The organism is Brevundimonas sp. EU05-FHT14B07, from assembly GCF_058790795.1.
The window spans coordinates 274460-287181 of record NZ_JBYTCZ010000001.1; the positions used below are offsets into that span (position 1 = coordinate 274460).

General features: G+C 66.5%; 14 protein-coding genes. 6 read left to right on the forward strand and 8 right to left on the reverse strand.

What is annotated here, in order from left to right:
- Window positions 1-35: 35 nt before the first annotated feature.
- The 3 genes from AC3WRC_RS01385 to purC all read right to left on the reverse strand — a co-directional run bounded on the left by AC3WRC_RS01385 (window position 36) and on the right by purC (window position 1621).
- Window positions 36-515 (reverse strand): YbhB/YbcL family Raf kinase inhibitor-like protein, encoded by a 480-nt coding sequence (locus tag AC3WRC_RS01385; protein WP_492302591.1) that lies wholly within the window; start codon window positions 513-515, stop codon window positions 36-38.
- 96 nt (window positions 516-611) lie between these two features.
- Window positions 612-863 carry a phosphoribosylformylglycinamidine synthase subunit PurS gene (purS, locus tag AC3WRC_RS01390; RefSeq protein WP_055805975.1) on the reverse strand — a complete coding sequence of 84 codons (252 nt, stop codon included), beginning with the start codon at window positions 861-863 and terminating at the stop codon, window positions 612-614.
- The gene (gene purC, locus AC3WRC_RS01395) at window positions 863-1621 is read right to left on the reverse strand and encodes a phosphoribosylaminoimidazolesuccinocarboxamide synthase (RefSeq protein WP_055752965.1); all 759 of its coding nucleotides are present in this window, start codon (window positions 1619-1621) and stop codon (window positions 863-865) included. Before purC ends, purS begins: the two co-directional genes overlap by 1 nt.
- A gap of 289 nt (window positions 1622-1910) precedes the next feature.
- Between purC and AC3WRC_RS01400 the strand changes: the two genes are divergently transcribed.
- The gene (locus AC3WRC_RS01400) at window positions 1911-2234 is read left to right on the forward strand and encodes a DUF1476 domain-containing protein (RefSeq protein WP_039244540.1); all 324 of its coding nucleotides are present in this window, start codon (window positions 1911-1913) and stop codon (window positions 2232-2234) included.
- 185 nt (window positions 2235-2419) lie between these two features.
- Here the strand turns inward: AC3WRC_RS01400 and AC3WRC_RS01405 are convergent, their stop codons facing one another.
- The 3 genes from AC3WRC_RS01405 to purB all read right to left on the reverse strand — a co-directional run bounded on the left by AC3WRC_RS01405 (window position 2420) and on the right by purB (window position 4999).
- Window positions 2420-3052, reverse strand: coding sequence for a fasciclin domain-containing protein (locus AC3WRC_RS01405; RefSeq protein ID WP_055752966.1), 633 nt, complete (start codon window positions 3050-3052; stop codon window positions 2420-2422).
- Window positions 3053-3200: 148 nt separating this feature from the next.
- Window positions 3201-3701 carry a DNA-deoxyinosine glycosylase gene (locus AC3WRC_RS01410; protein WP_492302594.1) on the reverse strand — a complete coding sequence of 167 codons (501 nt, stop codon included), beginning with the start codon at window positions 3699-3701 and terminating at the stop codon, window positions 3201-3203.
- Complete coding sequence (gene purB, locus AC3WRC_RS01415) at window positions 3698-4999, reverse strand: adenylosuccinate lyase (RefSeq protein ID WP_492302595.1); 1302 nt, start codon at window positions 4997-4999, stop codon at window positions 3698-3700. Before purB ends, AC3WRC_RS01410 begins: the two co-directional genes overlap by 4 nt.
- Window positions 5000-5161: 162 nt before the next feature.
- Between purB and AC3WRC_RS01420 the strand changes: the two genes are divergently transcribed.
- The 3 genes from AC3WRC_RS01420 to AC3WRC_RS01430 are packed head-to-tail and all read left to right on the forward strand — an operon-like array spanning window position 5162 to window position 6340.
- Window positions 5162-5482, forward strand: a complete 321-nt coding sequence (locus AC3WRC_RS01420) for a DMT family transporter (RefSeq protein WP_492302597.1) — start codon at window positions 5162-5164, stop codon at window positions 5480-5482.
- Window positions 5483-5504: 22 nt separating this feature from the next.
- Window positions 5505-6173: a glutathione S-transferase family protein gene (locus AC3WRC_RS01425; RefSeq protein WP_492302598.1), complete on the forward strand. Its 669-nt coding sequence runs from the start codon at window positions 5505-5507 to the stop codon at window positions 6171-6173.
- A 35-nt stretch (window positions 6174-6208) separates the two neighbouring features.
- A complete protein-coding gene (locus AC3WRC_RS01430) occupies window positions 6209-6340 on the forward strand; it encodes a hypothetical protein (protein ID WP_255353863.1) in 132 nt (43 codons plus the stop codon).
- Between the two features lie 4 nt (window positions 6341-6344).
- Here AC3WRC_RS01430 and AC3WRC_RS01435 read toward each other — a convergent pair whose 3' ends face one another.
- Together AC3WRC_RS01435 and AC3WRC_RS01440 are read right to left on the reverse strand one after the other, a co-directional pair.
- Window positions 6345-8030, reverse strand: a complete 1686-nt coding sequence (locus AC3WRC_RS01435; RefSeq protein WP_055805946.1) for a lytic transglycosylase domain-containing protein — start codon at window positions 8028-8030, stop codon at window positions 6345-6347.
- Window positions 8031-8114: 84 nt separating this feature from the next.
- Window positions 8115-8927: a uracil-DNA glycosylase gene (locus tag AC3WRC_RS01440; protein ID WP_492302600.1), complete on the reverse strand. Its 813-nt coding sequence runs from the start codon at window positions 8925-8927 to the stop codon at window positions 8115-8117.
- A gap of 195 nt (window positions 8928-9122) precedes the next feature.
- Between AC3WRC_RS01440 and AC3WRC_RS01445 the strand changes: the two genes are divergently transcribed.
- Window positions 9123-10778 (forward strand): electron transfer flavoprotein-ubiquinone oxidoreductase, encoded by a 1656-nt coding sequence (locus AC3WRC_RS01445; protein ID WP_492302989.1) that lies wholly within the window; start codon window positions 9123-9125, stop codon window positions 10776-10778.
- 64 nt (window positions 10779-10842) lie between these two features.
- Window positions 10843-12720, forward strand: coding sequence for a tetratricopeptide repeat protein (locus AC3WRC_RS01450; RefSeq protein ID WP_492302601.1), 1878 nt, complete (start codon window positions 10843-10845; stop codon window positions 12718-12720).
- The last annotated feature ends 2 nt before the right edge of the window (window positions 12721-12722 follow it).

Consider the following 12722-nt stretch of genomic DNA (forward strand, 5'->3'; position numbering starts at 1 on the left):
CATGACGCCACAAGGGCGACACCGCCCGGCGCCGATCACGCTTTGTTTTCGTAGGTCGACGTGATCGACGCCTTGGCCAAGGTGTGGAAGTGCAGGTTGAAGCCGAACACGGCGCCGGAGTTGTCGGCGGTGACGTCCAGGCTCTCAACATCAACGGCGAAGACGGTGAAGATGTAGCGGTGCGGACCATGGCCGGGAGGCGGTGCGGCGCCGCCGAAACCGGGCTGACCATAATCGGTGCGGCCCTGGATGGCGCTGTGGGGCAGATGCCCGCCTGGCGAGCCGGCGCCGGCCGGTAACTCGGTCACATCCGCGGGAATATTGGCCACCGTCCAATGCCAGAAACCCGAGCCGGTCGGCGCATCGGGATCATAGCAGGTGATCGCATAGCTCTTGGTCCCTTCCGGCGCGCCGGACCAGGAGAGCTGCGGCGAGGTGTTGCCCTTCGCATGAACCTGGGCGTCCGGCAGCACGCCGCCGTCCTGGATATCGGTGGAGGTAAGGGTGAAGGTCATGGGCGCTCCGTCAATCAAGCCGTCTGCTAAACTGGCGTCGATGCCGAAGGATGCAACCGTCTCCTTCCCGCGACATGGGAGAGGAGACAGCAGGCTTTACGCCGCCTCGATGCGGTAGCTTTCGATCACCGTGTTGGCGAGCAGCTGCTCGCACATCTTCTTGGCTTCGCCTTGCGGGTCTTCGGCGCCGGCGAGGTCGAACTCGATCAGCTTGCCGACGCGGGCGTTGGAAACGCCCGACCAACCCAGGCCTTGCAATGCGCCTTCGACGGCCTTGCCCTGCACATCCAGGACGCCCGGCTTGAGGAAGACGTGAACCTTGACCTTGCTTGAAGCGGTTGGGGCCATCAGTGCAGTCCTCCCTGAATCACCGTCGGCATGCCCTTCATGATGCCCAGGCGACGCGCGACTTCGGTATAGCTTTCAATGACATTGCCCAGGTCGCGGCGGAAACGGTCCTTGTCCAGCTTCTCGCCGGTCGAGGCGTCCCACAGGCGGCAGCTGTCGGGGCTGATCTCGTCGGCCAGCAGGACGCGGCTGAAGTCGTTTTCCCACACCCGGCCGAACTCGATCTTGAAGTCCACCAGGGTGATGCCGACGGCGCTGAACATGCCGGAAAGATAGTCGTTCACCCGCACCGTCATCGCCAGCATGTCGTCCAGCTCCTGGGTCGAGGCCCAGTTGAAGGCGGTGATGTGCTCTTCGGTGACCATCGGGTCGTTGAGCTCATCCTTCTTGTAATAGAACTCGATGATCGAGCGGGGCAGGGGCGTGCCTTCCTCGATGCCCAGGCGCTGGCTCATCGAGCCGGCGACGATGTTGCGGCACACGACTTCCAGCGGAATGATCTCGACTTCGCGGATCAGCTGCTCGCGCAGGTTCAGACGCTTGATGAAATGGTTGGTCACGCCGATGCCGTTCAGGCGCGACATGATGAACTCGCTGATCTGGTTGTTTACCACGCCCTTGCCTTCGAGAACGGCCTTCTTCTGAGCGTTGAAGGCGGTGGCGTCGTCCTTGAAATACTGGATCAGGGTGCCGGGCTCGGGTCCTTCATACAGGATCTTGGCCTTGCCTTCGTAGATCTTCTTGCGCTTGCTGTTCATGGTCCGGTCCCGGCTTACGGGCGCCCTCCAGAAACAAAAATCGCGCGGCCATATGTGGAGGGGGAAGACCCGGTCCTGGCGGCGCGTTTCGGAATCGTTCGGGCAGTCAATCTCGTTCGGGATCTCCTTAGCCGAAGGCGGCCCTCGATACAAATGAGGATGGCCGGCGCTGCAATCATTGGGGACAGGATGTCCATGCGACGGAAGTCATGTTGCGTTCGCGGGCGGGCGGTCTATAGACGGCGCTTGCCCCGACGTTAGCGGGGTGGACGGAGCTTTGCTGAGCGAAATGACGACCTTCGACGATCGGGAAAAGGCCTTCGAAGCCAAATACGCCCTCGATCAGGAGCAGGAGTTCAAGGCCATCGCCCGGCGCAACCGGATGCTGGGCCTTTGGGCTGCGGAAAAGATGGGCCTGTCGAGCGAAAGCGCGGACCAGTACGCCGCCGCCGTGGTGCGTGCCGATTTCGAACAGCCGGGAGACGAGGACGTGTTCCGCAAGGTCGCCGGCGACTTCAAGGCCTCGGGCCTGTCGGTGTCGGAGGGCGAGATTCGCTCCAAGATCGACGAACTGGCCTCGATCGCTCGTGAGCAGATTCGCGCCGGCGAGTAATCGCTTCGGTCTTTGGACTGATCTGAGAATTCGAAAGGGCCGCACCCGGGGGAAAGTGCGGCCCTTTCTTCTTGCCGGGGACGTTGGGGGGATGTCTCACCCGGCGTACTGTGCGTCTCGCGCTCCTGAAGAACACCAGGGCCGAGATTTGGTTTCAGGCGTCGCCGCCTGAAACCAAATATTTTTTACGGCATCAGAACCGTGTCGACGACGTGGACGACGCCGTTCGATTGGCCCACGTCGGCCTGGGTGATCGTGGACTTGCCGCCCTTGGCGTCGGTGATGACCCAGGTGTTGTTCGGGCCGGCCGAAACCTTCAGTTCTTCACCCTGAACCGTCTTCAGCGTGGCGGTGCCGCCGTTGGCCTCGGCCTGGGCTGCGATATCGGCGGCCGTCAGACGACCGGCGACCACGTGGTAGGTCAGGATCTTGGTCAGATCAGCCTTCATCGCCGGCTGCATCAGGCTGGTGCGCGTCGCCTCGGGGATCTTCTCGAATGCGGCATTGTCAGGGGCGAAGACCGTGAACGGACCCGCGCCCTGCAGGGTGTCGACAAGGCCGGCGGCCTTCACGGCGGCGACCAGGGTGGTCAGATTGGAGGCTTTGGAGGCGTTGGCGACGATAGTCTCGTTCGGGCTCATGGCCGCGCCGCCCACCATCGGGTCGGTCGCGGGGGCCATGGCGGCGCCGTCGGCCGGAGCCATGGCGGTCGATTCCGCCGGCGTCGTGGCGGCCGGCTCGTTGTTGCCGCAGGCGCCGAGCGCCATCAGCGCGCCGCCGGAGACGGCGACGAGCATAAGATTGCGAAGTTTGGTCATGTGTTTCGTTCCCTTTGGGCCGCTCTCAAGGCGGTAACGGGAACGTTACGCGCGACACCGCACAATGGATGCATGCCGCGCGACAAGACATCGCAGCTTCACCATTCAGTTTTCGCGCGCACTTCTATGCTGCTTTGCAGCAAGAGAACTATCGTTCGATCAGATCAGTCAACGAATTCCAGATGTTCGCCTTGCCTGCCAGTGGAATCGCATGAGCAGGGCTGGATGAAGGCAGGTCGATAAGGCCAACCCCTGCGACGTCGCCGATAATGCGCCGTCCCAACTTGGCCGCTAGCTTGCCGTTGAAGGCGACCGCTCTCAGCCGTGGCAAGCTGCCGATCAGGCCGCGCAGATCAACCGCCTCCGGCGAGCGGATCGCGGCATCCAGACTGCCCGACCTTTCCGCCGACGCAATCACATCCCACAGGCCCACGCCGCGCGCCTTCAATCGATCCAGCCGCTGCTCATAGGGTTGTGCCGCCAGGTCTTCACCCAGCACCCCGCTGATCAGCGGCCAGAAGGCGTTGCGCGGATGGGCGTAGTACTGGGCCGCCTTCAGCGAGGCGTCGCCGGGCAGGCTGCCCAGGATCAACAATCGGGTTTCCGTATCGACGACGGGTGCGAAGCCGATGCGTCGGACGTCCGTCACGCGTCTCCGAACACCCGCTTGAACACCACGTCCACGTTCTTGGTGTGGTAGCCGAGGTCGAACAGGGCTTCGAGCTGGTCGGCGGGCAGGGTGACGCGGTCGTCGGCCTTCAGGAAATCCAGGAAGGCGCCTTCGCCGCGCCAGACCTTCATGGCGTTTTCCTGAACGGCGGCATAGGCGTCTTCGCGCGACACGCCGGCCTGGGTCAGGGCCAGCATGACCCGCTGCGAATGCACAAGACCGCCCAGGCGGTCGATGTTCTTCTGCATGTTCTCTGGGTAGACGTTCAGCCGCTCGACCACATTGGCCAGACGATGCAGGGCGAAGTCCAAGTGGATGGTGGCGTCCGGCCCGATCCCGCGTTCGACCGAGGAGTGGCTGATGTCCCGCTCATGCCACAGGGCCACGTTCTCCATGGCGGGCGTCACGGCCGAGCGGACCAGACGGGCCAGGCCGGTCAGATTCTCCGTCAGGATTGGGTTGCGCTTGTGCGGCATGGCCGACGAGCCCTTTTGACCCTTGTCGAAGAACTCCTCGGCTTCGAGGACTTCCGTGCGTTGCAGGTGTCGGATCTCGACGGCGAGGCGTTCGACCGAGCTGGCGACGACGCCCAGGGCGGCGAAGAAGGCGGCGTGGCGGTCGCGCGGGATGACTTGGGTCGAGACGGGTTCGACGGTGAGGCCCATCTGGTCGGCGACATATTGCTCGACCGCCGGATCGACGTTGGCGAAGGTGCCGACGGCGCCCGAGATGGCGCAGGTGGCGATCTCTTCCTTGGCGGTGATCAGGCGGCGTTTGGCGCGCTGGAACTCGGCGTGATAGCCGGCCAGCTTCAGGCCGAAGGTGACGGGCTCGGCGTGGATGCCGTGCGAACGGCCCACGGTCGGGGTGTATTTATGCTCCTTGGCGCGTGTCTCCAGCGCGGCCAGAACCCGATCGACGCCCTCGATCAGCAGGTCCGAAGACCGTGCCAGCTGGACCGCGAAACAGGTGTCCAGCACGTCCGAAGAGGTCATGCCCTGGTGCAGGAAGCGGGCTTCTTCGCCGACGGTCTCGGCGACGTGCGTCAGGAAGGCGATGACGTCGTGTTTGGTGGTGCGTTCGATCTCGTCGATGCGGTCGGCGTCGAAGGTCGCATCCTTGCCCTTGGCCCAGATGGCGTCGGCCGATTCCTTGGGGATCACGCCCAGCTCGGCCATCTTCGTGGCGGCGTGGGCCTCGATCTCGAACCAGATCTTGTACTTGGTTTCCTGGGACCAGATGGCGGCGGCGACGGGGCGGGAGTAGCGCGTGATCATGGGCGGGTCGTGTCGGTCGTGGGGGGCGCGGAGTCAAGGTTTGCGGGACGGCGCGGTTGACTTTGCAGGCCGTTGTCCCAGATTCAGCGCGCTTTCAGGAGGACGACCTCCCCCACATGGGACCAACGCCGGGACGACCCGACGCCATGCAGGGAGAATGTCATGGCCTGGATATTCCTTGTTTTCGCCGGCCTGCTCGAAGTCGTCTGGGCGTTCCTGATGAAGGCGTCGGCCGGCTTCACGCGACCGTGGCCGACGGTGGGGATGATCGTCTTCATGATCGGTTCGTTCGGTCTGCTGTCGCTGGCGATGAAGACCCTGCCGCTGGGCACGGCCTACGCCATCTGGACCGGCATCGGCGCAGTCGGCGCCTTTGTGGCGGGCGCGGTCTTTCTGGGCGAGCCGCTGACGCCGCTCAGGATCGCGGGCGTCGCCCTGGTCGCATCGGGCCTGGTTGTGCTGAAGCTGGCGGCGAGCCATTGATGGCGGTGACAGGAGACGCGTGATGGAACTGGTGATCGGCGACAAAGCCTATTCGACTTGGTCGCTGCGGCCGTGGCTGGTGCTGAAACATTGCGGCGCGGCCTTCGACGAGATCATCGTGCCGCTGAACCAGCCCGACACCGATCAGCGCATCCGTGAGCATTCGCCGTCCGGCCTTGTCCCGGTGTTGAAGGTCGAGGGCGAGGTGATCTGGGACTCGATGGCCATCGCCGTCTGGGCGGCCGAACGCTATCCGGAAGCCCGCCTCTGGCCGTCAGACGCCCATGCGCGCTGGCTGGCGCGTTCGGCGGCGTGCGAGATGCACGGCGGCTTCACCGCCTTGCGCACGGCCTGTTCGACCGGCCCGGATCACTGGATGATCGGCCCCAGTCGCGCATCCGCGCCGGACCATCCGGGACTGGCCAAGGATCTGCGCCGGATCGTCGACCTGTGGCGGAGCCTGCGTGAGCGGTTCGGCGCGGGCGGGCCGTATCTGTTCGGAGACTGGTCCGTGCCGGACGCCTTCTTCACGCCGGTGGCCGCCCGCATCCGCCATTTCCAGTTGGACCTCGCGGCGCACGGAGACGACGGTACGGCCCGGACCTATGCGGAGACATTGCTGGCCCATCCGCATTTTCTTGAGTGGGAAGCCGACGCGCTGGGCTTAACGCACGACAACCATCCCGGCTGACGCAGCGTTAAGTGGACGCCGTTATCTCTAAGGGCATGACGAGCCCGATCCTGCCCAGCCCTCCGACCCAAGCCGCTGCGCGCGGCCTGAATCCGGTCATGGCCTATGGGCTTGCGGCCTTGGTCGGGGCGGCGTTTTGGGCCAGCCTGTTGTTCGCGGTCTTCTAAAAGGTCAGCGCGCGCCGGCGATGGGCGTCGTCTCGGCGATCAGGACCGGCTCGGCCTGGGGCGGCGGAGCCACGTAATCCAGCGCCATCGGAACGGCGCGCGCGCCCGATGCGACGGCGTCCAGGGTCTTCAGCGGGCCGCCGAACAGCCGCTGATAGATCCAATAGCTGGCCATGACCTTTTCGACGTAGTCACGCGCCTGGGGCACGTCGATCGTCTCGATCAGCAGCAGGGGATCGGCGTCCGCGCCCAGCTTCCTGACGGCCGCCAGCATCGGCCCCGGCCCTGCGTTGTAGGAGGCCACGGCCCGCAGCAGATCGCCCTGGAAGGCCGGCAACGCCAGCATCTTGTTGATGTAGGCCTGGCCCAAACGCATGTTGACCGCCGGAACCAGCAGCTTGGTCGGGTCCGAGACGAAGGTGCGATCGCCGGTCATCTCGGCCGCCGTCGTCGGCATGACTTGCATCAGCCCATAGGCGCCGACGCTGGAACGGGCGTTCGGATTGAAGTCGGTCTCCTTGCGCGCCAGGGCATAGACCAGCGCCCGCTCGATGACGAAGCCGCCTTCGGGCGCCAGGTCCGGCATCGGATAGCGGGTCGCATCGATGCGGGTGGCGTCGCCGTTGTTGACCGGCAGGATGGCGCGCGCCAGGGCCGTCCACATCTTGGCCGCATCGCCCACGGCGGTGCGCAGCCCGGACCGCAGCTCGGTCTCGGCGTCGGCGTTGCGCCCGACCTCATAGAAGGCGACGGTGCGTTTGGCGCGGGCGTCGGCCTGGACGAAGGCTTCCAGGGCGGTCGGTTCGACGGCGGCGCTCTGGGGCACATAGGCGGCGCGGCGCAGGCGTGGCTCGGCTTCGTAGGGGCGGGGGCCCATGTTCTCGATCGTCGGCTCTTCTCCGAGCTGACGCAGGGCGATCTGGCCATAGAAGGTGGCGGGCCACTGGGCCGACAGGCGCAGATAGTCGGTGACGCGATCCTGGCGACCGGACTGGGCGGCGGCGCGCGCGGTCCAGAAGGCGGCGCCGGCGCGGACCCAGGCGTCCTCGGTTGGGTCGTTGGCGACGCGTTCGAAGGCGGCGAAGGATTCGTGGAACTGGCCCAGGCGCCATTCCGCCAGGCCGACCGTCCACCAGTCGCCGATCTGGCGCCCCAGGGCCGAGGCACCGGTCAGGTCGTCATTGTTGTAGGCGACGCGCGCCGCCTTGGCCGGATCGGTCACGCCGCCGTCGCCGGACACGGCGCTGACCAGACTGTTCCAAGTGCGGCCCAGCACGCCGCCAGGACGCACCGGCTCGGGCGCGCCGTCGGGGCGACGACGCAGCGCCAGCGTATAGACCCGGTCCGCGCACGGCAGATCCGAATAGGTCTCAAGCCAGGCCGTCAGCTCTTCGTAGGTGGCGACATGATCGGGATGAAACAGGCTCTCGAACTCGACCTGACCCAGCAGCACGCGGTCCTGCGCCTGACGGGCCGCCGTGCGGGCCGTCTCGATGTCGCCGCGTCGCAGGGCGTCAAAGGCGGTGGTGTAGGAGATTCTGTCGGCCGAGCTCAGCGCGGTGGGACGTCCGGAACCGGCTCCGGCCTCGGCGGTTGACCCGTAGGGCGTCTCGGCGGTCGCGGCCGTCGTGGCGGCGCAGAACGCAAGGACAAGCGTCGACGCGAGGATCGCGCGGCGGAACAGAAACATAAGCGGCGGCCCCCTCGTTGGCGACGCGCGTAAGCTACGGGCGCGTGTATGGCGATCGGTCGTCAGCATGCGAGCATGCCGCGATTAGCCTTGTTCTTCAACCGAGTCCGTTTCAAGGCGAACGGCCAGAGAAAGCAGGTCCGCCCACACCTGCCGTTTGGCCTGTGGCTGACGCAGCAAAAAGGCGGGATGCAGGGTCGGCATGACCGGCGCCGACACCGCCCCTTCCAGCAGGCGCCATTCTTTCCAGTTGCCGCGCAGCTTCATGATGCCTTCTTCGGCGCCGAGCACCGACTTGGCCGAGGCTGCGCCCAGCAGCAGCACCGCCTTCGGCTTCAGCAGGGCGAAGGCGCGCTCGACGAAGGGCGCGCACACCGCCTGTTCCTGCGGGCTGGGGGTGCGGTTGCCGGGGGGGCGCCAGAAGACCGTGTTGGTGATGAAGACCTTGTCAGTCAGGCCTGCCGCCGCCAGCATCCGGTCCAGCAACTGCCCGGCCTTGCCGACGAAGGGTTGTCCCGCCCGATCCTCGTCCCCGCCGGGCCCTTCGCCGATAATCAGGACCGAGGCATTGGGGTTGCCGCGTCCGAACACCGATTGCGTCGCGCCCATGCCGCGCAGCGGACAGCCCTCGAACGCCGCGACCGCCGCCGCCAGATCCTGAAGCGTCGCGACGCCGGCGGCCAGCCGCCGCGCTTCGGCCAGGGCGTCATCGGCGTTGACGCCGGCCAGAGGCATGATGACCGAGGCCGTCGCCCTCTGCACCGCCTTGACGGCCGGCGGCGGGGCGATGTGTGTGTGATCGACGGGCGCATCGCCATAGCAGGCGTCGACCCCCGCATCCCGCCAGAAGGAGAGCAGGCTTTCGACTGCAGCGATGTCATGGGGTTGCGCGTTCATGTCTCGAACCACCGATAAGCCTTGACCGCCCTCGCGTCACCTTCCGATAAGCGGCATAACCACACAGATAACCGGGATTCAGGGGAAACCATGGCCGAAGACGCCATCGAAGGCGGCGCGGAGAACGCCCGTCAGGACGCCATCATCGACAATCTGCCGCCGCTGGAGGCGCTGAACGGCGTCGAGCGCGAGATCATGGAATATGACGTCGTGATCGTCGGCGGCGGCCCCGCCGGCCTGTCGGCGGCCATCCGCCTGAAGCAGCGCGCGGAAAAGGACGGCAAGGAAATCACCGTCGCCGTTCTGGAAAAGGCGGCCGAGGTCGGCGGTCATATCCTGTCGGGCGCGGTCATCGATCCCAAGGCGCTGAACGAACTGTTCCCCGACTGGAAGGAACGCGGCGCCCCGTTGGAGACGCCGGTCACCAAGGACAAGTTCCTGCTGTTGGGCCCGCAAGGGTCGGCGTCGCTGCCGATGCCGCTAATGCCGCCCTTCATGCACAATCATGGCTGCTACATCGCTTCGCTGGGCAACGTCACGCGCTGGCTGGGCGAGCAGGCCGAGGCGCTGGGCGTCGAGGTCTATCCCGGCATGGCCGCCAGCCACGTCGTCTGGGAAGAAGAGACGGGTCAGGTGAAAGGCGTCGTCGCCGGCGTCTTCGGCATCGACCGCGAGGGCAAGCCGACCGGCGACTTCCAGCCCGGCATCGAACTGCACGGCAAGTACGTCTTCATCGCCGAGGGCGTGCGCGGCTCCCTGGCCAAGACCATCATCGCCAAGCACAAGCTTCAGGACGGCAAGTCGCCCCAGAAATACGGGATCGGCCTGAAAGAGCTGTGGCAGGTGCCGGCCGACAAGCACCAGCCCGGCCTGGCCCAGCACACGACCGGCTGGCCGCTGGACGAACATACCGGCGGCGGCAGCTTCCTGTATCACTTCGGCGATCGCTACGTGGCCGTCGGCTATGTGGTTCACCTGAACTACAAGAACCCGTTCCTGTCGCCGTTCGACGAGTTCCAGCGCTTCAAGCACCACCCCGAGATCGCCCAGCACCTGGAGGGCGGGACACGCATCTCCTACGGCGCGCGCGCCATCACCGAGGGCGGCCTGCAGTCGATCCCGAAGCTGAGCTTCCCCGGCGGCGTGTTGATCGGCTGTTCGGCCGGCTTCGTGAACGTGCCCCGCATCAAGGGCAGCCACAACGCCATGAAAACTGGCATGCTGGCCGCCGACGCCGCCTATGAGGCCGTTCAGGCCGGGCGCGCGGGCGACGAACTGGTCGAATACCAGACCGCCTTCGAAAAGAGTTGGGTCTACAAGGAGCTGTCGGTCGTCCGGAACGCGAAGCCCCTGCTGTCCAAGTTCGGCACGACGCTGGGCGGGGCGCTGGGGATGTTCGACATGTGGTGCCGCACCCTGTTCGGCGGCCTGTCGCCGATCCCGACGCTGAAGCACGAAAAGACCGACGCCGCCTCGACCGGTCTGGCCGCCGACCACAAGGCGATCGCGTATCCCAAGCCGGACGGCAAGCTGTCGTTCGACAAGCTGTCTTCGGTGTTCATCTCCAACACCAACCACGCCGAGGACCAGCCGGCCCACCTGAAGCTGCTGGATCCGTCGATCCCGATCCGCGTCAACCTGCCCAAATACGGCGAGCCGGCGCGGCTTTACTGCCCGGCCGGCGTGTACGAGGTGGTCTATGGCGACGAGGCGGCCAAGGCCGATCCCCGCTTCGTCATCAACGCCCAGAACTGCGTTCACTGCAAAACCTGCGACATCAAGGATCCGTCGCAGAACATCGTCTGGACCACGCCCGAAGGCGGCGGCGGTCCCAACTATCCGAACATGTGACGGAACGGGGCAGGGGCGGCGTTCCGCCCTTGCCCGCCGCCGCAAAAGCGTGAAGGGTCCGGGCATGATCGCCTCCCGTCCTCGCCTGTTCGCCGCCTCCCTGACCGTCCTCGCTGTGGCGCTTGCCGGCCATGCCTCGGCTCAGGAAACGACCCCGCCCGCCCCGACGCCGGACACCCATCCGCCGGCCGTCATCCTGGAGCCGGGCCAGACGGCGCCGGGCCAGACTGCGCCGGCTCAGGCGCCGACCGAGGCCGCGCCCGATCCTCGCATCATCATCACCGACACGCCCGCGACGCCGGCGATCCCGGCCGTCTGGGCGCCGATCCCGACGAACGCCGAGGGCCGCAGCGCCTATGGCCTGTATCTGGCGGGCAAGCTGGCCCTGATGCAGGGCGAGGGGGCGACCGGATCGGACTATCTGGCCCAGGCGGAACGGCTAACGCCGGAACAGCCGCGCGTGCGCGAACAGGCCTTCACCTCCGCCCTGCTGACCGGCGATCTGGATGTGGCGGGCGCCCTGGCCCCGACCGATGCGACCGCGTCTCCCGCGTTTGTGGAGGGTGGGCGGCTGGTGCGTCTGGTGCAGGACTTCGTGCGCGGCGACGCCAGGACGCCGAACGCCGAACTGGCCCGTCAGCCCATCGGCGCCCCGCACGCGCGCGCCGGTCTGCTGGTTGCGCCGTGGATCGCGGCGGCGGCGGGCGACTGGACCCGGGCGCTTCAGCCGGTCCCGACCGCCGGCGATCCCCTGACCCTGGCTTTCGCCCGCATCAATCGCGCCGCCCTGCTGGAAAAACGTCGCGACTATGCCGAGGCTGAGGTCGAGTTGAAGACCGCTTCCGAAGTCGCCGGCGTCGGCGCCCTGTTCAAACGCCCCTATGGCGAGTTTCTGGAACGGCGCGGTCGCCGCGACGACGCCGTCGCCCTGTATGAAGCCGCCATGGCGGTGCAACCCGTCGATCCGGGCGTGGCCCGCGCGCTGCAACGGCTGAAGGACGGAGGGCGCCCGCCCGCCTTGCCCGACTTCCGCGAAGGCGCCGCCCAAGGCCTGATCACCGCCGCCGCCCAGGCTTCGGCCGAGCGCGGCAATGAGTTCGCCGCCGTCTATCTGCGCCTCGCCCAGAACCTGCACGACGATGACGAGACGGAATATCAGCTGGCCCAGGTGCTTTCCCGCGCCGGGCTGAAATCCGCCGCCCGCAACGCCCTGTCGCGGGTCGGGACCGCCGATCCGCAGCTCTACGCCGCCGCCCGCGCTCAGCTGGCCGTGGCGCTGGAGGAAGACGGCCAGTCGCAGGACGCGCTCACCGAACTGCGCCGCGCCGCCGCCGCCAGCCCCGACGATCGGCAGATCGCCTTGGTCTTGGCCGGTCAGCTGATGCAGCTAAAACAGCATGACGAGGCGCTGACCCTGCTGGACGGGCCGCTTCTGAACACCGCTGATCAGGGCGCCAGCGTCCACTTCCTGCGCGGCGCCGCCTATGAGGCGCTGGGTCGTGTTCCCGAGGCCGAGGCCGAACTGTGGGCCGCGCTTCAGACCGCGCCGAACGACGCCGACATGCTGAACTACCTCGGCTATCTCTGGGTCGATAAGGGGCTGCGCGTCCAGGAAGGCGCCGAAATGATCGCCCGCGCTCATGCGCTGGAGCCCGACAACGGCAACATCCAGGATTCGCTGGGCTGGGCGCAGTTCAAACAGGGCCAGTACGAAACCGCCGTCAATACGCTGGAAGAGGCTGTCGACAAGGAACCGTCCAACGCCGAGATCAATGATCACCTCGGCGACGCCTATTGGAAGGTCGGCCGTCAACGCGAAGCCGTCTGGCTGTGGAATCGCGTCCTGGTGCTGGAGCCTGAACCCGAACGTCGGGCCGAGGTCGAACGCAAGATCGCCAATGGGCTGGACGGCGCGCCGAGCGCTCAGGGCGTCGCGCAATAGGT

What these genes read in the sequence shown, in the direction of transcription:
- AC3WRC_RS01385 (WP_492302591.1), bottom strand. Translation starts at nt 515, where the DNA reads ATGACCTTCACCCTTACCTCCACCGATATCCAGGACGGCGGCGTGCTG.
- purS (WP_055805975.1), bottom strand. Translation starts at nt 863, where the DNA reads ATGGCCCCAACCGCTTCAAGCAAGGTCAAGGTTCACGTCTTCCTCAAG.
- purC (WP_055752965.1), bottom strand. Translation starts at nt 1,621, where the DNA reads ATGAACAGCAAGCGCAAGAAGATCTACGAAGGCAAGGCCAAGATCCTG.
- AC3WRC_RS01400 (WP_039244540.1), top strand. Translation starts at nt 1,911, where the DNA reads ATGACGACCTTCGACGATCGGGAAAAGGCCTTCGAAGCCAAATACGCC.
- AC3WRC_RS01405 (WP_055752966.1), bottom strand. Translation starts at nt 3,052, where the DNA reads ATGACCAAACTTCGCAATCTTATGCTCGTCGCCGTCTCCGGCGGCGCG.
- purB (WP_492302595.1), bottom strand. Translation starts at nt 4,999, where the DNA reads ATGATCACGCGCTACTCCCGCCCCGTCGCCGCCGCCATCTGGTCCCAG.
- AC3WRC_RS01420 (WP_492302597.1), top strand. Translation starts at nt 5,162, where the DNA reads ATGGCCTGGATATTCCTTGTTTTCGCCGGCCTGCTCGAAGTCGTCTGG.
- AC3WRC_RS01425 (WP_492302598.1), top strand. Translation starts at nt 5,505, where the DNA reads ATGGAACTGGTGATCGGCGACAAAGCCTATTCGACTTGGTCGCTGCGG.
- AC3WRC_RS01430 (WP_255353863.1), top strand. Translation starts at nt 6,209, where the DNA reads ATGACGAGCCCGATCCTGCCCAGCCCTCCGACCCAAGCCGCTGCGCGC.
- AC3WRC_RS01435 (WP_055805946.1), bottom strand. Translation starts at nt 8,030, where the DNA reads ATGTTTCTGTTCCGCCGCGCGATCCTCGCGTCGACGCTTGTCCTTGCG.
- AC3WRC_RS01440 (WP_492302600.1), bottom strand. Translation starts at nt 8,927, where the DNA reads ATGAACGCGCAACCCCATGACATCGCTGCAGTCGAAAGCCTGCTCTCC.
- AC3WRC_RS01445 (WP_492302989.1), top strand. Translation starts at nt 9,123, where the DNA reads ATGGAATATGACGTCGTGATCGTCGGCGGCGGCCCCGCCGGCCTGTCG.
- AC3WRC_RS01450 (WP_492302601.1), top strand. Translation starts at nt 10,843, where the DNA reads ATGATCGCCTCCCGTCCTCGCCTGTTCGCCGCCTCCCTGACCGTCCTC.